The sequence below is a fragment of the uncultured Marinobacter sp. genome (genome assembly GCF_963974375.1).
Classification (GTDB): Bacteria; Pseudomonadota; Gammaproteobacteria; order Pseudomonadales; family Oleiphilaceae; genus Marinobacter.
Genome location: NZ_CAXBDN010000446.1, coordinates 1 through 1,533, shown reverse-complemented (window position 1 = coordinate 1,533; position 1,533 = coordinate 1). Strand labels below are relative to the sequence as shown.

Here is a 1,533-nt window from a genome sequence, read left to right as displayed (position 1 = left end):
GTGTCACCGGGCCACTCACCAGCACCACCTCAGCGCCCGCATCCCGCGCCGCCTCGGCCAGGGCATAGCCCATTTTTCCGGAACTGTGATTGGAGATAAAACGCACCGGATCCAGCGGCTCCCGCGTTGGACCGGCGGTAATCACCAGGCGCTGCCCTGCCAGAGGCCTGCTCCCGCCGTCAGCCACCGGGCCCACCGCTGCCGCCACTCTGGCGGCCAGGGCTTCCGGCTCCAGCATGCGGCCAGGCCCCACATCACCGCAGGCCTGACTGCCCTGGTCCGGCCCCCAGAGCTCCACCTGCGGGTCTTCCGCCAGTACGCGAGCGTTGCGCAGGGTACGGTGGTTTCGCCACATGGTCTGGTTCATGGCCGGGGCCAGCCGGATGGGCGCTTCGGAGGCACTGCACACCGTGGTCAGCAGGTCGTCGGCCATACCGGCGGCCAGGCGCGCCATAAAATCAGCAGAGGCAGGCGCCACCAGAATCAGGTCGGCCCATTTGGCCAGCTCAATGTGGCCCATGCCCGCTTCGGCTTCCGGATCCAGCAAGGAGGTTCGTGCGGGGTTGCCACTGAGTGCCTGGAAAGTCAGCGGAGTCACAAACGCTTCCGCGCCGCGGGTCATCACCACCTGGACCTGATGTCCGGCCCTGGTCAGCAGGCGAACCAGCTCCGCGCTCTTATACGCGGCAATTCCGCCGGTCACCCCTAGCAGGATACGTTTCTGGACCATATCAACTCCACCTGATCACTGGTTACACCCCTGCTGCCAAGGGTCAGCATAAAAGGCTATAAGATAGCATTACCGCCTCTTCCCCGACAGTATTGGCTGTGTGATAAGATGCACGCCCAATACAACAACAGGCACCCAGGGAGAGGTCGGGCCGCCAGGCAACCAGGGAAGCCAGATCGTGCCCAATGATTCATGGCCGCAAGATGAGCGGCCCCGCGAACGTTTACTCAGCAATGGTCCGCAAAGTCTTGCCGACGCCGAACTACTCGCCATCTTCCTGCGTACCGGCACTACCGGCATGCCCGTCATGGAGTTGTCGCGTCAGTTAATCCGCCAGTTCGGCGGCCTGAGGGGCCTGATGACCGCCTCCTGCACCAGCTTCTGTAGCGTAAAAGGCATGGGCACCGCCAAATATGCCCAGGTTCAGGCGGCCATGGAAATGGCCCGCAGAGTGATGGACGAACCCTTGCGCCAGGGCGATCCGCTGACCTCGCCGGAAGACACCCGGCGTTTTCTGCGAAGCCGCCTGGGCACCTACCCTCACGAAATCTTCGCAGGCCTGTTCCTGGACAATCGTCACCGGGTGATTCGCTACCAGGAGCTGTTTCGGGGTACTATAGACGGCGCAGCTGTGTATCCGAGAGAAGTGGTTCGCCAGGCTCTCGAACACAACGCGGCGGCGGTTATTTTTGCCCATAATCATCCATCCGGTGTTGCCGAACCCAGCCAGGCCGACATTTCCCTGACCCGCAGGCTAAAGGAGGCTCTGGGACTGGTCGACATCCGGGTTCTGGATCATATGG

Annotated in this window: 2 protein-coding genes; one reads left to right on the top strand and one right to left on the bottom strand. The window is 62.7% G+C overall.

The window, feature by feature from the left end; genetic code table 11:
* The coding region (coaBC, locus tag AAC035_RS21250) for a bifunctional phosphopantothenoylcysteine decarboxylase/phosphopantothenate--cysteine ligase CoaBC (RefSeq protein WP_339807114.1) at positions 1–730 on the bottom strand (730 nt) is incomplete at its 3' end.
* A 178-nt stretch (positions 731–908) separates the two neighbouring features.
* Here coaBC and radC point away from each other — a divergent pair.
* On the top strand, positions 909–1,533 hold a 625-nt coding region (gene radC / locus AAC035_RS21245), incomplete at its 3' end, for a DNA repair protein RadC (RefSeq protein WP_339807113.1).